Below are 15,545 nucleotides of genomic sequence, written 5' to 3'. Positions count from 1 at the left end.
TGATCAACCTTTTATGCCTTGCACAAAACTTTGTATTGAAGACTGCAAGTTAGTACTGTTTTCGATGGCTTTTACAAAAGCGCTCCCAATTATGGCGCCATTGCTGTTGGCGCAGGCGGCCTGGAATGTTTGTTTATCCTTGATCCCAAATCCTATCAGCACCGGGTTCTTTAATTTCATGTTTTTCAGGCGGGCAAAATAAGCCTGCTGATCACCCATATCCTTATCCTTTCCGGTGGTAGAGGAAGAAGAAACGGCATATACAAATCCTTTGCTCAGGCTATCGATCTTACGGATGCGCGCTTCGCTGGTTTCTGGTGTTACCAGGAAGATCAGGTGCAGTCCGTATTTTTCAAAGACCGGGCGGTATTCTGTTTCGAATTCATCCATCGGCAGGTCTGGCAGAATGATACCATCCACCCCTGTTTCTGCGCATTGCTTACAGAAGTTTTCCACGCCGAACTGCAGCACCGGGTTCATATATCCCATCAGGATAACGGGCAGGGAAATACGATCGCGGAATCCTTTCAGCTGCTCAAACAACACACTGATGCGCATGCCATTGGCAATGGCGCGGGTGCTGCTTTCCTGGATCACCGGGCCATCCGCCAGGGGATCGGAAAAGGGCATGCCCAGTTCTACCATATCCGCACCGCTTTGCTGCAGTGTTTCCATGATGGTGAGGGTATCGTTGAGGGCCGGGAAACCGGCAGTGCAATATATATTGAGTATCTCCTGCGGTTTATTGAGAAACAATTGATCTATGCGGTTCATTGCCTTTTACTTTAAATGTTTGATATAGGTTTCCAGGTCTTTATCCCCACGGCCGCTCAGGCATACTACCACTACATCTTCCGGTTTCAGCGGCAGGTCTTTCAGTTTGGCCAGTGCATGTGCTGATTCCAGTGCGGGAATAATACCTTCCAGCAGGCTCAGTTCATAAGCGGCTGCCAGTGCCTCATCATCTGTAGCATTCAGGAATTGTGCACGGCCCGTTTCGTAGAGATGTGCATGCAATGGTCCTACGCCGGGATAATCCAGCCCTGCAGAAATGGAATGCGGCTCTACGATCTGGCCATCTTCCGTTTGCATGAGCAAAGTTTTACTGGCGTGAATGATCCCCATCTTCCCTAATTGAGAAGTAGCTGCTGAAAAACCACTGTTAACACCTTTTCCGGCTGCTTCCACGGCAACGAGTTTCACTTTTTCTTCATCCAGGTAATGGAAGAAAGCCCCGGCGGCATTACTGCCTCCACCCACGCAGGCGATCACATAATCAGGATTGGTATTACCTGTTTTCTCCTCCAGCTGTTTGCGCATTTCTTCACTCACTACAGATTGAAAACGTGCCACCATATCCGGATAAGGATGCGGGCCTACTACGGAACCAATGATGTAATGTGTATCTACGGGATGATTGATCCAGTGGCGGATGGCTTCATTGGTAGCATCTTTCAGTGTTTTGCTTCCACTGGTTGCGGCTACCACTGTGGCACCCAGCATTTTCATACGGGCTACGTTAGGCGCCTGCCTTTCTATATCTATGCTTCCCATATACACCACACATTCCAGTCCCATGAGTGCACATACGGTAGCTGTTGCCACACCGTGCTGCCCTGCACCTGTTTCTGCAATGATCTTTTTCTTGCCGAGGCGTTGCGCCAGCAGGATCTGGCCAATGGTATTGTTCACTTTGTGGGCACCTGTATGGTTCAGGTCTTCCCGCTTCAGGTATATGTTCGCTTTATATTTTTCGGATAAACGTTTGGCAAAGAACAAAGGGGAAGGACGGCCTACATAGTCTTTTAACAACTGCTCAAACTCTGCCTGGAAAGCAGGTTCACCGATGATCTGCAGGTACTGTTCTTTTAATTCCTCTACGTTGGGATAGAGCATTTCCGGTATGTATGCCCCGCCAAACCGGCCATAATAGCCTTTATCGTTTACATGATATTTAGAATGTGATGTGTTCACGGCTATGTCCATGATGCGTCTTATTTTACGAGTTCTTTTTTAATTGCTTTCAGAAAGATGGCTACTTTCTCCATGTCTTTTACACCGGGTGAAATTTCAAACCGGCTGTTCACATCCAGTGCGAACAATGATGGGTGGTGCCATCGCTGTATGGCTTCCACATCATCCGGACCAATTCCCCCGCTCAGGAAGAAGGGTTTATCCAGGTTGTAATTATCCAGCAGTTCCCAGTTGAATTGTTTGCCTGTGCCACCGTATTCTTTACCCGCGGTATCGAACAGGAAGTAGTCACTATGTGGCAGATAAGGTGCTGCATTCTGAAAACCATTTGCGTCAACAGGGAACACTTTAATCACAGGCACCGTCAATCTAACCTGCTGGCAGAAGGCAATGGATTCATCACCATGCAGCTGTACGGCATCCAGACCATAGTCTTTCACCGTTTGCAATACCTGCTGTACATCCGCATTTACAAATACCCCTACTTTGCCAATGTTCTTACCGGCTTCCCGCACAGTGCGGCCATCCAGTTTGTTACCTACAAAACGTGGCGACCTGTTATAGAAAATAAAACCGGCATAGTCCGCACCCAGTTCCACGAGGGTTTCCAGGTCACTTCGTTTAGTGATGCCACATACTTTTATTTTCATAAGGCTGCGAGTTTTGTTTTAAGTACTTCTGCAAATGATTCAAATGCACTGCCCGGGTTTTCATCTCTCATGAAATGTTCCCCGATCAGGAAACCGTCAAAGCCTGCTTTCTTCAGGGTGATGATAGTGTCTGTATCATCCATGCCGCTTTCTGCTACTTTGCTGTGCCCGGCAGGTATTTGTTTGAGTAGCTCCATGGAACGGTGAATATCTACTTTGAATGTTTTCAGATCGCGGTTGTTGATGCCTACTAAATGTGTGTGCGGCGTGATCTTTTCCAGTTGCTCTCCGCTGTGTACTTCCAGCAGTACTTCCAATCCCAGATTATGGGCAAAAGCAGCGAGATGTTTCACTTCTTCTTTGCTGAGGCATTCTGCGATGAGCAGGATCACATCTGCACCGATCGCTTTGGCTTCTACGATCTGGTATTCATCTATCACAAAATCTTTGCGGAGGATGGGAATATTATTCACAGCGCGGGCTTGCTGGAGATCATCCATAGAGCCGCCGAAATAGATCTGGTCAGTAAGTATACTCAGGCCGGATGCACCGCTCCTTGCATAAGCAGTGGTAACATCCTGAACCAGGGCTGTACCATTGATGATGCCTTTGGAGGGTGACTGCCTTTTGAACTCGGCAATAATGCCGGTACGGTCAGGCAGGGTGAGGAAACTGCGGAGAGAAAGTGGTTCGCGGCTGAACATGGAAGCACCTTCCAGTTCCTCCACAGGTCTTACTTTCTTGCGGTCGGCCACTTCCGTAATTTTACTGGCCACTATTTCAGCTAAGATATCCTTCATAATAATTATTGTAACGCGATCAGTTTCTGGAACGATTTATAAGCAGCGCCGGATTCCAGTGATTCCACCGCAGCCTGGAAACAGTCATCGTAGGTAGGATATTTCTCCAGGCAGAACAATCCCATAGCGGCATTGGCCATTACTACGGAATGTTGCGCCCAGCTTCCTTCTCCCTTCAATACTTTCATAAATATCTTTGCAGCTTCCTCTATGGAGTTACCGCCGTAAATATCTTCAGGATGTACTTTGCGTTTGCCTAATGCTTCGGGCGTCCAGTCCTGTTCTCCTTTGTTGGTGATGATGCGGGTATCGCCGGTGAGGGAGATCTCATCATAACCATCCAGGCTGTGAACAATCGCAAAACGTTTGTCCGTTTGCTGGAACAGGTAATTGTAAATACGTGCCATTTCCAGGCTGTACACACCAATCAGCTGATGGTCCGCAAATGCAGGATTCACCAGGGGGCCCAGCATATTAAAGAAAGTACGAACACCTAACTGGCGGCGGACAGGGGCAACATTTTTCAGGGCCGGGTGAAAGAGCGGGGCGTGTAAGAAACAGATACCTGCCTCTTCCACTTCCTGCGTTAATTTGCCCTGGTCTGCCTTGAACTTGTATCCTACAGATTCCATTACGTTGGAAGCGCCGCTGATCGAAGATACGCCATAGTTACCGTGTTTCGCTACCTTTCCGCCGGCACCGGCTACAATGAAGCAGGACAGCGTGGATACGTTGAAAGTATTCTTCCCGTCCCCGCCTGTACCTACAATATCCAGTACGGCATGGCCATTCAGGTTAATGGGTACGCAGAGTTCCAGCAAGGCATCGCGGAAACCCAGCAGTTCTTCGATAGTGATGCTGCGCATGAGGAATACCGTCATGAAAGCAGCCAGCTCACTTTCGTTATACACGCCTTTGGAGATATTTGTCAGGATCTCTTTGGCCCCCTCCCGGCTGAAGGTTTTATGTTCGAACAGATAGTTGAGTATCTTTTTCATCTTTTATGATTTAAAGGGCTAACCAGTTGCGTAAAATTTGTTCTCCTTCCGGCGTCAGCACACTTTCCGGGTGGAACTGCACACCGCTTACATCATACTTTTTATGCTGCAAAGCCATGATATAACCGTGTTCATCCCTTGCCGTTACTTCCAGTTCCGCGGGTAATGTGGATTCATCCACTACCCAGGAATGATACCGCCCTACTTCCAGTTCATCCGGCAGGTTGTTAAAGATCCTTCCGCTGCGGGAAGTTACTTTCACCGGGGTGGCTATGCCATGATACACTTCTTTCAGGTTGGTGAGTTTTGCACCAAATGCTTCGCCAATAGCCTGCTGGCCAAGGCATACACCAAAGATGGATTTGGTAGCAGCATATTGTTTGATCAAAGGCAACAGCAAACCTGCTTCTACCGGGATACCGGGACCAGGGGAAAGGATGATCTTATCGTACTGATCTACTTCTTCCAGTTTGATCTCATCATTCCTCACTACTGTTACTTTATCATTGATGATCTTTTCAACAAGGTGTACCAGGTTGTAAGTGAATGAATCGTAATTATCGAACACCAGGATCTTCATATCAAATATTTTGCGCCAGGATAATGGCCTGTTTTAATGCGTTGAGTTTATTGTTCACTTCCTCCAGTTCTGAACTGGCCACTGATTTAGCCACAATACCTGCTCCCGCCTGGTAGTATAAAGTATTATTCCTGCTCAGGATAGAACGGATCATAATAGCATGATTGAAGTTGCCGTTGAATCCTACAAAACCTACACAGCCGCCGTAGAAACCTCTTGCAGTAGGTTCATAACTATCGATCAGTTCCATGGCTTTGTACTTGGGTGCGCCGGACAAAGTGCCTGCGGGGAAAGTAGCGGCCAGTATTTCAAAGGGATTGCTGTTCTCCGGCAATTGCCCTGTTACTTCACTTACGAGGTGGATCACATGTGAGTAGTATTTGATCTGGCGATAGGTTTCTACTTCTACTTCCGATGCCTTCCTGCTGAGGTCATTTCTTGCAAGGTCCACCAGCATCACATGTTCTGCATTTTCTTTTGGATCTTCCAGTAGCTGTGCTGCCAGTTCCTTATCCTGCTCATCGTTGCCGGTACGTTTGAAAGTACCTGCTATAGGGTGGATCACTGCTTTGCGATCTTTGATGATCAGTTGTGCTTCCGGAGAAGAACCCATTAATTTATAATCGCCGTAATCAAAATAGAAGAGATAGGGAGAAGGGTTGATGGAACGCAACGCACGGTATACATTGAATTCATCTCCGGAGAATTCACGGCTGAATGCACGGGAGAGTACTATCTGGAATACATCTCCGCGGAAGCAGTGTTGTTTGCCTTTCTCCACCATTTCCATGTATTGCTCATTGGTGAGATTGCTTTTTTCTTCGCCTTTTCCGGCGAAGGTATAACCGGGGAAATCCTTATTGCGGATGAGGGATTCGAGGTATTCAAACTCGCTTTCCTGGCCATCTACCTGGTTCTCTATGAGGTGGAGTTCATCTTTGAAATGGTTGATGGCAATTACATACTGGTAAAAACGGTAGCGCATCAGGGGAATGGTATTGCCTGCTTTCTCCCGTTTTTTAAACACGATCTTCTCAAAGAATTGCACGGAGTCGTAGGTACTGTAGCCGAAGAGGCCTTCTGCATATGGCACCGGGGACTTTTCACTGAATGAAAAACTCTTCAGGAAAGCATCCATTTCTTTCACCACTTCCTTGCTGCTCTTCAACTGCTTTCTCTCTACGGGCTGGCCGGGGTACTTGAATTCGAAGATATCCGTGGAGGTTACTTCAATCCCTGCAATAGGTTTGATACCTATAAACGAGAAGCTGTTCTCACTGGCGTGAGAGTCAGTGCTCTCCAGGAGGATGGAGCCGGGGAATTTGTCCCGGATGCGGAGGTAGATGCTTACAGGTGTGAATACATCTGCCAGCATTTGTTTGGATCGTGTTTTTACCTGAATTTTTTTCATCCGATATTGTTATTTAAAGCAGCCCTATGGGGCAAAAACGAAGAAGGCCCGCTGTGTACAGCGAGCCTTCTTAAAGTATTTGAAATACGAACATGGCAGCGTTACACAGCGAAGAGAGTCGTTGCGTGCCACCAAAGTTTGTATGTATTGTTCATTTGCATTATGAGGGCAAATATGGGGGGATTTCTCCAAATATGCAAATTTTATTTCGCTCATCTTATAAAACCCCTTTTGTGCTTGGTAACTGCATATTGTCAGGATTCCGCTTCACGGCCATCTTGATAGCCTTTGCAAAGGCTTTGAAGATCGCTTCTATCTTATGGTGCTCATTCTCCCCTTCCGCTTTGATGTTCAGGTTACATTTAGCCGCGTCTGAGAAGGATTTGAAGAAGTGGAAGAACATTTCCGTGGGCATATCCCCTACTTTCTCCCTTTTGAATTCTGCGTCCCAAACGATCCAGTTGCGGCCGCCGAAATCAATCCCTACCTGTGCCAGGCAATCATCCATGGGCAGGCAGAAGCCATATCTTTCCATGCCTTTTTTGTCTGCCAGACCTAAGGCAAAAGCCTCTCCCAGTGCGATGCCGGTATCTTCTATAGTATGGTGTTCATCGATATGCAGGTCTCCTTTGGCGGTGATGTCCAGATCAATGCTGCCGTGGCGGGCTATCTGGTCCAGCATATGGTCAAAGAAGGCCAGGCCTGTGTGGATATTGGCTTTGCCAGTACCATCCAGGTTCAGTTCGATACGGATATCCGTTTCCTTGGTGGCTCTTACATGGCTTACCTTTCTGAGGCCGATCTTGAGGAACTCGTAGATCTTTGCCCAGTCCGTAGACTCCAGGGCGATAACGCCACTCAGGTCTGCGTTGTCTACTTCCGCTCCGCCGAGGCCGGTTCCTTCATTCAGCCAGATGGCTTTGGCACCCAGGTTCTGCGCCAGTTTCACATCTGTGATCCTGTCGCCGATCACAAAGGAGTTGGCGAGGTCGTAGTCTTTGGAGAAGTATTTGGTGAGCATGCCTGTGCCGGGTTTCCGGGTGGGGGCATTATCAGCAGGGAAGCTCCTGTCTATATATTCTGCTGCGAAATGAATGCCTTCATTTGCGAAGCTTTGCATGATGTGTTTGTGCGGGGCGGTGAAGGTTTCTTCAGGAAAGGAGGCTGTGCCTAATCCATCCTGGTTGGTTACCAGTACCAGTTCGTAGTCCAGCTCTGCGGCTATTTTGCCGAGGTAAGTGAATACTTTGGGATAGAACTCCACTTTTTCCAGACTGTCTATCTGGTAGGTTGGTGGTTGTTCTTTGATCATGGTGCCATCCCGGTCTATGAATAGGACTCTTTTCATCAGTAGTTGTTTGTCTTTTTTATTTGTCTGATGGGATCTCGCGAACTCATCAGTAGTTGTTTGTCTTTTTTATTTGTCTGATGGGATCTCGCGAACTCATCAGTAGTTGTTTGTCTTTTTTATTTGTCTGATGGGATCTCGCGAACTCATCAGTAGTTGTTTGTCTTTTTTATTTGTCTGATGGGATCTCGCGAACTCATCAGTAGTTGTTTGTCTTTTTTATTTGCCTGATGGGATCTTGCGATCTCATCAGTAGTTTTTTTGCCCTCTGATGAATCCTTCGGATTCATCAGAGGGGGATGATTATTTTTTATAGATCTTACGATTTCATCAGGTATTGTTTGCCTGTATTTAATTTTTAGCGGCGGCGAAAGTCTGTAAAGTGTTAATTAATTCAACATTCTCAGCCGGTGTACCTACCGTTATACGAAGGCATCCCACACAAAGCTCCACTTTAGAACGATCCCGCACCACAATGCCTTTTTCTATGAGATGATTGTAAATCCCTTTTGCATCTGTTGTTTTAGCCAGCAGGAAGTTAGCATCACTGGGGTAAACTTTCTCTACGATCGGCAATGCTTTCAATGCAAACTCCAGCTTATCCCGCTCCAGTACTGTTTCCCTGATCCAGGCATTCACCTGGTCTATGTTGTTCAACGCTTCCAATGCCAGTTCCTGTGAGGCCTGGTTGATATTGTAAGGCGGTTTTACTTTATTGAACACATTGATGATATCCTCGCTTGCAAAAGCCATCCCTACCCGCAATGCAGCCAGGCCCCACGCTTTGGAAAGGGTTTGCAGGATCACGAGGTTAGGATACTCCGTGAGTTCCTGGATCAATGTTTTTTGTTTGGAGAAGTTAATGTATGCTTCATCCACTACTACGATGCCGTGGAAGTTATTCAGTACTACTTCAATGTCCTGCCGGTTGATGGCATTCGCCGTGGGGTTGTTGGGAGAACAGATGAAGATCAGTTTGGTATTGTCGTCAATGGCTGCTTCAATAGCTGGGAGGTCCAGCTGGAAATTTTCGGTGAGTGTGGCTTTGCGGATAGTCACATCATTGATGTTTGCGCTCACTTCATACATACCGTATGTGGGCGGGCACAATACCACGTTATCAATGCCGGGGCGACAAAATGCGCGGAATAATACATCAATGGCTTCATCACTGCCGTTACCGAGGAAAATATTCTGTGGCGGTACCCCTTTGATATCAGCCAGGCGGTATTTCACCTTCCATTGCAGAGGATCCGGATAACGGTTGTAATCTGTGGCTAAGGGAGAGCCGTAGCTGTTTTCATTGGCATCAAGGAATACAGATGCTTCTCCTTTGAACTCATCGCGTGCGGAAGAGTAAGGGACCAGTCTTTTGATATTATCTCTTAAGAGACTATTAAGATCGAACATAGCAATTAATTAGATTTTATACGAATACTTACCGCGTTCTTGTGTGCGTCCAGTCCTTCTGCAGCAGCCATGGCTTCAATGGAAGGGGCTAATGCCAGCAGGCCTTCGCGGGTGAGGCGCTGGAAAGTGATCTTCTTCACAAAACTATCTACACTCACACCACTGTAGGCAGTGGCATAACCATTGGTAGGTAAAGTATGATTGGTTCCGGAAGCATAATCCCCAGCGCTTTCCGGAGAATAATTCCCCAGGAATACGGAACCTGCATTTATTACACGGGTAGCTAGAGCTTCATCATTTTCACAGGCCATGATCAGGTGTTCCGGTGCATAAGCGTTGAGCATATCCATGGCTTCATCCCTGTCTTTCACAAGGATCAGTTTGCTATTGTCCAGTGCTTTAGCGGCCAGGTCTTTACGCGGCAGCAAAGCCAGTTGCGCTGCTACTTCTTTCTCCACTTCCACGATCACCTTTTCAGAGGTGGTCACCAGCAATACCTGGCTATCCGCACCATGTTCTGCCTGGGATAATAAGTCTGCCGCTACAAATGCGGGCACACATGCATCGTCTGCAAATACCGCTACTTCAGAAGGTCCTGCCGGCATATCGATGGCAGTGCCGGCACTGTTCACCAATTGTTTGGCACAGGTCACATACTGATTGCCCGGTCCGAAGATCTTATAGACTTTCGGTACGCTTTCTGTACCATAGGCCATTGCGCCAATAGCCTGTACCCCGCCGGTTTTGAATACCTGTGTGATACCCGTGAAATGTGCAGCCCACAATACTGCAGGATGGACGAGGCCATCTTTGCCGGGAGGAGTGCAAAGCACTATTTCATTACAACCGGCCAGTCTTGCAGGAATCGCCAGCATCAGGATGGTAGAGAATAAAGGAGCAGTACCGCCCGGGATATATAAACCCACCTTTTCAATACCTACGGGCTTGCGCCAGCATTGCACTCCCGGCATGGTTTCTATGAGGGTAACAGATTCTACCTGCGCCCGGTGAAAAGCTTCTATGTTCAGCGCAGCCTGCCGGATAGCGTTTTTCAGTGATTCATCCAGGATGGCATCTGCTGCTTCAAATTCAGCTGTGGTTACGCGGATGTCCGTCAGCGTTACTTTGTCGAACTGCAGTGTGTACTTGCGCAAAGCAGCATCGCCAGTAGCTTTTACATCGGCGAGGATGGCAGACACGGTGGCTTCCAGCTCGCGTGTATCAAAAACCGGGCGTTGCAGCAATGTGTTCCATGTATTCTTTTCCGGATAGCGGATGACTTGCATATAGTAATCTTTAAACAACCATTTTCTCGATCGGTACCACCAGGATGCCTTGTGCACCGGCATCTTTGAGGCTTTCAATGATATCCCAGAATTCGTTTTCATTCAGTACGGAGTGTACAGAACTCCAGCCGGCTTCTGCCAAAGGCAGTACAGTGGGACTTTTCATACCCGGCAGCAGGCCAATGATCTCAGAGAGTTTATCATTGGGTGCGTTAAGCAGGATGTATTTGTTGTTCTTGGCTTTCTTCACCGCCTGGATGCGGAAGATCAGTTTGGCCAGGATCTGCTGCTGTTCGGCAGTGAGTTTGTCGTTTGCCACCAGGATGGCTTCAGACCTTAAAACTGTTTCCACTTCTTTCAGGCCATTCATAAACAGGGTGGAACCGCTGCTCACGAGGTCGCAGATAGCATCTGCCAAACCAATACCAGGCGCTATTTCCACAGAACCGCTGATCTCGTGGATCTCAGCTGTAATGCCCATTTTGGTGAGGAAATCGCCCAGGATGCCGGGATAGCTGGTTGCAATACGCTGGCCATCCAGGTCTTTGATAGAGTTGTACTCCATGGATTTGGGAACTGCCATGGCTAAACGGCATTTGCCGAAGCCCAGTTTTTCCACCGTACGAATAGGCGGACGGCTCTTTTCCAGCACTACGTTCTCTCCCACGATACCGATGTCCGCTACGCCGTCTTCCACGTATTGCGGAATATCATCGTCCCGCAGGAAGAATACTTCCAGCGGAAAGTTAGTGGCTTCCGTTTTGAGTTTGTTCACGCCGTTATTGATGTCTATCCCGCATTCTTTCAGCAGTTTGATAGAATCTTCGTGCAGGCGACCTGATTTCTGAATGGCAATACGCAGTTTCATAATTTTCTGATTGAAACAAAAAAAGGCTTACCGGAATGCGGTAAGCCTTTGATGGTGAATATCTGTGTGTACATTACAGCATTCCCTGCCTACCGGTCTGGTAAGTATGGTGATGATGTATGTGTACGTTGTTGATCATGTTTTAAAAATCTGGTGCAAAAATAGGAAGTAATCTGAATAATCAAATCATGTTTGTCTTTTATAGATAATTTACCAGAAAATACGGCTTTTGTTAGATAAAATCTAACTGCCTGGCCTTATAAGGCACAGGCAGTCAGGAATTAATGGTGAAAACAAACACTGAACCAGGTTAAAATGGCGGAAAACAGTTTAATCTGATGCAAAGCTGCATCATGATAAGTTAGTGCCAAAATCCGATTGATCAACCGGCTACTACAAGTGATGAACGCCGTACATCAGAAAATCCCCGAACTTTGAGACCGATCGTGCTAAATTGCTTGCTGTATGGCTCAGAAAAATATACTTAATAACAGCTGGGTGGTGAATACGCTCTTCCTGATCGTGCTCCTTACCGTGATGGTGCTGGTGAACATGCAGTACGAGCCCATCAATAATGTGCGGTTGTACCTGAACAACGGAGTGTCTGTTATTTTCATTTATGTGATGTGCGCGGTCCACAATAAATACATGCTGAACATGCTGATCATGAAACGGCTGTACTGGCAGTATTTAGGACTATTGGTTGGCTGGCTGGCCTTTACCACCTGGGGCTCTTATACTTTAAGGGTAAATATCTTCCGCACGGATATGGACATGATCTGGGTGAGCGACCTGGTATTTTCCCTGGCCTGCCTGCTGATCGGCATCGGGTTATGGTTCCTTTACCGGCAGGCTACCTGGCATACCCTGGAATTAAGGAATTCGCTGCTGATGCGGGATAAGGAGATCCAATACCTGCAAAGCCAGCTGAACCCGCATTTCTTCTTCAATACCCTCAACAACCTGTATGGCGTAAGTCTCCGTTATCCCAATAAAACGCCGGAACTGATCCTCAGCATTTCCGAACTGCTGCGTTACCAGTTACAAAGCTCCCGCAAGCAATTGGTGCCACTGGAAGATGAGTTGCAGTTTGTGCGGAACTATGTACACCTGGAAAGAGCGAGGGTAAGGCAAAGATGCCAGGTGAGCTTTAAAAAGAAAGGGAGTGAAAAAGACCTGCTGATCACGCCGCTGATCCTGATCACTTTTGTGGAGAATGCATTCAAATATGCGCCTTCCAGTATCCAGGCCTCCTACATCAAAGTAGAACTGGAGATCAAAGGGGAAACTTTGCTGCTCAAGATCCGCAACACCGTTCCGGAAAATAAACAATCCGTATCTTCGACCGGCGTAGGATTGAACAATGTGAAACAGCGGCTTGCCCTTGCCTATGCGAAACGGCATACGCTGGTCACCCATGAAGAGAACAACATTTATTACACAGAACTGCTTTTAACTTTAGAACGCCATGCAAGTACTCCGTTGCCTGATCGTAGATGACGAACCCGGGGCACATTATGTGCTGGAAGCGCATATTGAAAAAGTGCAGGCCTTACAGATAGTAGGGCATTGCTACAATGCCATGGAAACCGCCAACTTCCTGCATCGCGAGAAAGTGGATGTGGTATTTCTGGATATCAATATGCCGGAACTAAGCGGGCTGGACCTTCTCAAAACACTGAACAATAATCACCCTAAGATCATTCTTTGTAGCGCCTACAGCGAGTTTGCACTGGAAAGTTATGAATATGATGTAGTGGATTATATCCTGAAACCTATCAGTTTCCCCCGTTTCCTGAAAGCGGTGAATAAAATACTGCAACAGGAAGCGCCGGCCGTTAATCCGCCGGAAGAACCCCTGCTGCTGAAAACCGGCAGTACCCAAACGTCTGTAGATCCCGGAGATATCTACTACGTGCAGAGTATGGGCAACTACGTGAAAGTATACCTCGAAAATAAATGCCTCATCGTGAACGCTACCACAGCAGAAATGGAAAAGCTGCTGCCTGTTTGCAATTTCGTGCGCATTCACAAATCCTACATTATCGCTGCGGATAAAGTGGACGAATGGGGGCCACGCCATGTGGTGATCCTGGATGAAAGTCTGCCTGTTGGCCAAACCTTCAAGATTAACCTGAATAAGCTGAAAGAAAGATAAGGCCTGCTTTGATCCCAGCAGAAATGGAAGTATTTTCACGATCAAAATTCCACATTGTGAAAAGTATCTTCTTATTACTGGCATCCGTGTTCCTTCTCGTCACCGTTTCCGCGCAGGATCACAAGGACCTGCTCACCAGCCGCTACAGCGAAACACAGCTGGGCACTATCCTTACTAAAAACCAGGATTGGGTAACGCTGCCCTCCTACACACAACGTGATTTCTGGGATGGTCTCCCTTCCGGTATCCGCACCGCCCTAATCAAACAGGGCGAAACATCCCTGTCTTTCAAATGGGATGTGGTAAAAGCTACAGACATCATGGAGTTTACCCGTACAGGTAACCGCAATACCATGCAGCACCCTAATTCTGCGCGCAAGAGTGCGTTGCAGAACCTTGTGCTCGCAGAACTGGCAGAAGGGAAAGGCAGATTCATCGATCAGATCATCAACGGCAGCTGGGCCATCTGTGAACAAAGTTCCTGGGTGCTTTCTGCGCATCTGCCTGTTACCAAGGGTTTCGAGCTATTGCCGGATATCACCAAACCTGTAATAGACCTGGGTTCTGCAGATGCTGCTGCTTTGTTGTCCTGGGTGCATTACTTCCTCAAAGCGCCCCTGGATAAAGTGAATCCGCTGATCGCGGAAAGGATCAAATACGAAGTGCGTAAAAATGTATTGACCCCTTATTATACCCGCAATGATTTCTGGTGGATGGGTTTTAATGAACGCCCCCAGAATAACTGGAATCCCTGGATCAATTACAACATGCTGCAATGTATGTTACTCATGGAAGATGATCAGGCGGTGAAGGTGAAGAACGTTTACAAGGCCCTGCAATCCATCGATAAATTCACGAACTCTTATAAGCCGGATGGCGGCTGCGATGAAGGCCCTTCTTATTGGAGCCATGCGGGTGGCAAATACTTTGAATGCCTGGAGTTGTTGCACCGTGCCACACATGGCAAACTGGATGTATTCTCTCATCCCCTGATCAAAAATATGGGCAACTACATTTGCAATATGTATATCAACAGTCCCTACTTCGTGAACTTTGCCGATGCCAGTGCTAAAGGTGGCATCAATGCAGGGATGGTATACAGATTTGGCAGAGCGATCAAAGATTCAACTATGAGCGGCTTTGGTGCCTTCTATGCGCAAAAAGGTAAAATGCCTGGAGGCGGTACTATAGAAGCAGTGATCACAGACCTCACCACGATGAATGAGATACTGGCTTATCCGGCCAAAGAACCGCTGATTGGCTCCTACTGGTACCCTGACAATCAAATTGCGATTGCACGTGAATACCCCGGCACTAAGCAGGGTTTTTATTTTGCAGGCAAAGGCGGGCATAATGCAGAATCACATAACCATAATGATGTAGGTACTTTCATTCTCTATTATAACGGCTTGCCTTGCCTGGTAGATGCGGGGGTAGGTACCTATGTGCGGCAGACTTTCAGTCCTGACCGTTACAAGATATGGACGATGCAATCTGCTTATCATAACCTGCCTATCATCAATGGCGTGCAACAACAGAATGGAGCGGAATTTAAAGCAGCTTCTGCTGCGTTTGCGTCTAACACTAAGCAGGTTTCTTTTACGGCCGATATTGCTACGGCGTACCCTGCTGCCGCTAAAGTAAAAACATGGAAGAGAGGTTACAAGTTAAACAGAGGCGGTGCGTTTGTGATCACAGATGACTATGCACTGAATGAATTTGTAGCAGCCCAGCAGCTGAATTTTCTCACGTTCTGCAAAGTGGTGGAAACGGCACCGGGGCAGCTGAAATTAACGGGAGAGAACTTTGTATTGATCATGCAGTATGATGCGAAGCAGTTTGATGCGGAGATCACGCATATTGATAACAATGACCCGCGGCTGGAGAGCATTTGGCCGGGTGGGTTGGAAAGGATATTGCTGAAGGGGAAGAATACCGGGTTGAAAGGAAGTGCCAAGATTGAAATAAAGAAGGGCTGAAGGCTTTGAAAAGTAGCTTTATCATTGCTTCATCCTTGCTTCATCCTAGCTTTATCCTAGCTTCATGTCCTTATCTGGAGCAG

At 47.3% G+C, this 15,545-nt stretch carries 14 protein-coding genes; 3 read left to right on the top strand and 11 right to left on the bottom strand.

Annotated elements, in window-relative coordinates; all coding sequences use genetic code 11:
* Positions 1-3 precede the first annotated feature (3 nt).
* The 11 genes from trpA to hisG form a co-directional block, all read right to left on the bottom strand.
* The gene (trpA, locus tag AAHN97_RS02695; RefSeq protein ID WP_343306018.1) at positions 4-774 is read right to left on the bottom strand and encodes a tryptophan synthase subunit alpha; all 771 of its coding nucleotides are present in this window, start codon (positions 772-774) and stop codon (positions 4-6) included.
* Between the two features lie 6 nt (positions 775-780).
* On the bottom strand, positions 781-1,986 hold the full coding sequence (trpB, locus tag AAHN97_RS02690) for a tryptophan synthase subunit beta (protein ID WP_343306017.1): 1,206 nt from the start codon (positions 1,984-1,986) through the stop codon (positions 781-783).
* An 8-nt stretch (positions 1,987-1,994) separates the two neighbouring features.
* The gene (locus tag AAHN97_RS02685) at positions 1,995-2,624 is read right to left on the bottom strand and encodes a phosphoribosylanthranilate isomerase (RefSeq protein ID WP_343306016.1); all 630 of its coding nucleotides are present in this window, start codon (positions 2,622-2,624) and stop codon (positions 1,995-1,997) included.
* Positions 2,621-3,424, bottom strand: coding sequence for an indole-3-glycerol phosphate synthase TrpC (gene trpC / locus AAHN97_RS02680; RefSeq protein ID WP_343306015.1), 804 nt, complete (start codon positions 3,422-3,424; stop codon positions 2,621-2,623). The genes AAHN97_RS02685 and trpC overlap by 4 nt, the downstream gene beginning before the upstream one ends.
* 5 nt (positions 3,425-3,429) lie before the next feature.
* Positions 3,430-4,422, bottom strand: a complete 993-nt coding sequence (gene trpD, locus AAHN97_RS02675) for an anthranilate phosphoribosyltransferase (RefSeq protein WP_343306014.1) — start codon at positions 4,420-4,422, stop codon at positions 3,430-3,432.
* A gap of 10 nt (positions 4,423-4,432) precedes the next feature.
* A complete protein-coding gene (locus AAHN97_RS02670; protein WP_343306013.1) occupies positions 4,433-5,002 on the bottom strand; it encodes an anthranilate synthase component II in 570 nt (189 codons plus the stop codon).
* Position 5,003: 1 nt separating this feature from the next.
* A complete protein-coding gene (locus tag AAHN97_RS02665) occupies positions 5,004-6,413 on the bottom strand; it encodes an anthranilate synthase component I family protein (RefSeq protein WP_343306012.1) in 1,410 nt (469 codons plus the stop codon).
* Positions 6,414-6,630: 217 nt separating this feature from the next.
* Positions 6,631-7,761, bottom strand: a complete 1,131-nt coding sequence (gene hisB / locus AAHN97_RS02660; RefSeq protein ID WP_343306011.1) for a bifunctional histidinol-phosphatase/imidazoleglycerol-phosphate dehydratase HisB — start codon at positions 7,759-7,761, stop codon at positions 6,631-6,633.
* Positions 7,762-8,112: 351 nt separating this feature from the next.
* Positions 8,113-9,171 carry a histidinol-phosphate transaminase gene (gene hisC, locus AAHN97_RS02655; RefSeq protein WP_343306010.1) on the bottom strand — a complete coding sequence of 353 codons (1,059 nt, stop codon included), beginning with the start codon at positions 9,169-9,171 and terminating at the stop codon, positions 8,113-8,115.
* 5 nt (positions 9,172-9,176) lie between these two features.
* The gene (hisD, locus tag AAHN97_RS02650; RefSeq protein ID WP_343306009.1) at positions 9,177-10,457 is read right to left on the bottom strand and encodes a histidinol dehydrogenase; all 1,281 of its coding nucleotides are present in this window, start codon (positions 10,455-10,457) and stop codon (positions 9,177-9,179) included.
* A gap of 10 nt (positions 10,458-10,467) precedes the next feature.
* A complete protein-coding gene (gene hisG, locus AAHN97_RS02645; protein WP_343306008.1) occupies positions 10,468-11,325 on the bottom strand; it encodes an ATP phosphoribosyltransferase in 858 nt (285 codons plus the stop codon).
* A 465-nt stretch (positions 11,326-11,790) separates the two neighbouring features.
* Between hisG and AAHN97_RS02640 the strand changes: the two genes are divergently transcribed.
* Genes AAHN97_RS02640 through AAHN97_RS02630 form a run of 3 tightly spaced genes read left to right on the top strand, consistent with a single transcriptional unit; the run spans position 11,791 to position 15,462 of the window.
* On the top strand, positions 11,791-12,825 hold the full coding sequence (locus AAHN97_RS02640; RefSeq protein WP_074239894.1) for a sensor histidine kinase: 1,035 nt from the start codon (positions 11,791-11,793) through the stop codon (positions 12,823-12,825).
* Complete coding sequence (locus AAHN97_RS02635) at positions 12,794-13,483, top strand: LytR/AlgR family response regulator transcription factor (protein ID WP_074239895.1); 690 nt, start codon at positions 12,794-12,796, stop codon at positions 13,481-13,483. Before AAHN97_RS02640 ends, AAHN97_RS02635 begins: the two co-directional genes overlap by 32 nt.
* Before the next feature lie 56 nt (positions 13,484-13,539).
* On the top strand, positions 13,540-15,462 hold the full coding sequence (locus tag AAHN97_RS02630) for a heparinase II/III domain-containing protein (RefSeq protein WP_343306006.1): 1,923 nt from the start codon (positions 13,540-13,542) through the stop codon (positions 15,460-15,462).
* Positions 15,463-15,545: the final 83 nt, after the last annotated feature.

Origin of the sequence: Chitinophaga niabensis, assembly GCF_039545795.1 — a bacterium.
In the GTDB taxonomy this organism is placed as follows: Bacteria; Bacteroidota; Bacteroidia; order Chitinophagales; family Chitinophagaceae; genus Chitinophaga; species Chitinophaga niabensis_B.
The sequence above is the reverse complement of the archived record's forward strand: the minus strand, read 5'-3'. Positions and strand labels throughout refer to the sequence as shown.

What these genes read in the sequence shown, in the direction of transcription:
- trpA (WP_343306018.1), bottom strand. Translation starts at nt 774, where the DNA reads ATGAACCGCATAGATCAATTGTTTCTCAATAAACCGCAGGAGATACTC.
- trpB (WP_343306017.1), bottom strand. Translation starts at nt 1,986, where the DNA reads ATGGACATAGCCGTGAACACATCACATTCTAAATATCATGTAAACGAT.
- AAHN97_RS02685 (WP_343306016.1), bottom strand. Translation starts at nt 2,624, where the DNA reads ATGAAAATAAAAGTATGTGGCATCACTAAACGAAGTGACCTGGAAACC.
- trpC (WP_343306015.1), bottom strand. Translation starts at nt 3,424, where the DNA reads ATGAAGGATATCTTAGCTGAAATAGTGGCCAGTAAAATTACGGAAGTG.
- trpD (WP_343306014.1), bottom strand. Translation starts at nt 4,422, where the DNA reads ATGAAAAAGATACTCAACTATCTGTTCGAACATAAAACCTTCAGCCGG.
- AAHN97_RS02670 (WP_343306013.1), bottom strand. Translation starts at nt 5,002, where the DNA reads ATGAAGATCCTGGTGTTCGATAATTACGATTCATTCACTTACAACCTG.
- AAHN97_RS02665 (WP_343306012.1), bottom strand. Translation starts at nt 6,413, where the DNA reads ATGAAAAAAATTCAGGTAAAAACACGATCCAAACAAATGCTGGCAGAT.
- hisB (WP_343306011.1), bottom strand. Translation starts at nt 7,761, where the DNA reads ATGAAAAGAGTCCTATTCATAGACCGGGATGGCACCATGATCAAAGAA.
- hisC (WP_343306010.1), bottom strand. Translation starts at nt 9,171, where the DNA reads ATGTTCGATCTTAATAGTCTCTTAAGAGATAATATCAAAAGACTGGTC.
- hisD (WP_343306009.1), bottom strand. Translation starts at nt 10,457, where the DNA reads ATGCAAGTCATCCGCTATCCGGAAAAGAATACATGGAACACATTGCTG.
- hisG (WP_343306008.1), bottom strand. Translation starts at nt 11,325, where the DNA reads ATGAAACTGCGTATTGCCATTCAGAAATCAGGTCGCCTGCACGAAGAT.
- AAHN97_RS02640 (WP_074239894.1), top strand. Translation starts at nt 11,791, where the DNA reads ATGGCTCAGAAAAATATACTTAATAACAGCTGGGTGGTGAATACGCTC.
- AAHN97_RS02635 (WP_074239895.1), top strand. Translation starts at nt 12,794, where the DNA reads ATGCAAGTACTCCGTTGCCTGATCGTAGATGACGAACCCGGGGCACAT.